Origin of the sequence: Maribacter caenipelagi, assembly GCF_004364175.1 — a bacterium.
GTDB lineage: Bacteria > Bacteroidota > Bacteroidia > Flavobacteriales > Flavobacteriaceae > Maribacter > Maribacter caenipelagi.
Genome location: NZ_SNZW01000010.1, coordinates 1 through 1,297, shown reverse-complemented (window position 1 = coordinate 1,297; position 1,297 = coordinate 1). Strand labels below are relative to the sequence as shown.

Below are 1,297 nucleotides of genomic sequence, written 5' to 3'. Positions count from 1 at the left end.
TGTCAGTCGCCAAACTTGGATCGGCACTGAACTCCGTACCTACAAGGTTCAAGCCTGTACCCGCGGTATATTGTGTATCGGTATCCAATGAACTTGCCGTTACAAATTCCCAGTCCGTACCATTCCATTGGATTAAATCTCCTGTATTTGAGCCTGAAGCTATATTCTCCAAACCTACAGCATTGTCTGCTAATTCTGTATTGGTTATTCCATCTGCAGCAACTGCTAATGTGTATGGAACTGCTTGGGAACCATCTCCAGAACGTGTTAATGTTCCATTTGTAGCTCCAACAACTTCATTTCCTATTACACCATCATTCTCCGTAACCGTTACTGATCCTAAATCCACTAAGGTCCAATCAGTTCCGTCCCACTGCATTACTTGACCTAAAGCGTTACCATCAGCTAATTTATTAAGAGTTACTGCATCATTTAATATATTACTACTTTGAACTGCATTATCTGCTAGCTCAGTATTGGTAATTCCATTTGGTGCTACACTAAACTCAGTACCCGTTAAATCTAATCCTGTGCCCGCAGTATACTGTGTATCGGTATCCAATGAACTTATATTAATCGTCTGGTCAGTATTTCCTCCTTCAGATATAGTCAGTACAGCTCCATCAAAAGCCAACCCTGTAATAGTTTCGTTGCCGATAACCTTGTCTAGATCCAATGCCTCACTTGCCGTGATAGCATCCGACAACTCCGTATCCGTCGCCAAACTTGGATCGGCACTGAACTCCGTACCTACAAGGTTCAAGCCTGTACCTGCGGTATACTGCGTATCGGTATCCAACGCCCCTAAATTCACCGTTTCGTTTGCAGCGCCATCTTGTGTAAGCGTTAATATAGAAGTTCCGCCATCGAAAGTCAATCCAGTCACCGATTCGTTACCGATAACCTTGTCAAGATCCAATGCCTCGCTTGCCGTGATAGCATCCGACAACTCAGTGTCGGTCGCCAAACTTGGATCGGCACTGAACTCCGTACCTACAAGGTTCAATCCTGTACCAGCGGTATACTGCGTATCGGTATCCAACGCCCCTAAATTCACCGTTTCGTTTGCAGCGCCATCTTGTGTAAGCGTTAATATAGAAGTTCCGCCATCGAAAGTCAATCCAGTCACCGATTCGTTACCGATAACCTTATCTAGATCCAATGCCTCGCTTGCCGTGATAGCATCCGACAACTCAGTGTCGGTCGCCAAACTTGGATCGGCACTGAACTCCGTACCTACAAGGTTCAAGCCTGTACCTGAGGTATATTGGGTATCATTATCTGTGTCGGAAACATA

General features: G+C 45.0%; 1 protein-coding gene. It reads right to left on the bottom strand.

What is annotated here, in order from left to right:
• The coding region (locus DFQ03_RS18720) for a hypothetical protein (RefSeq protein WP_166637415.1) at nucleotides 1-1,297 on the bottom strand (1,297 nt) is incomplete at both ends.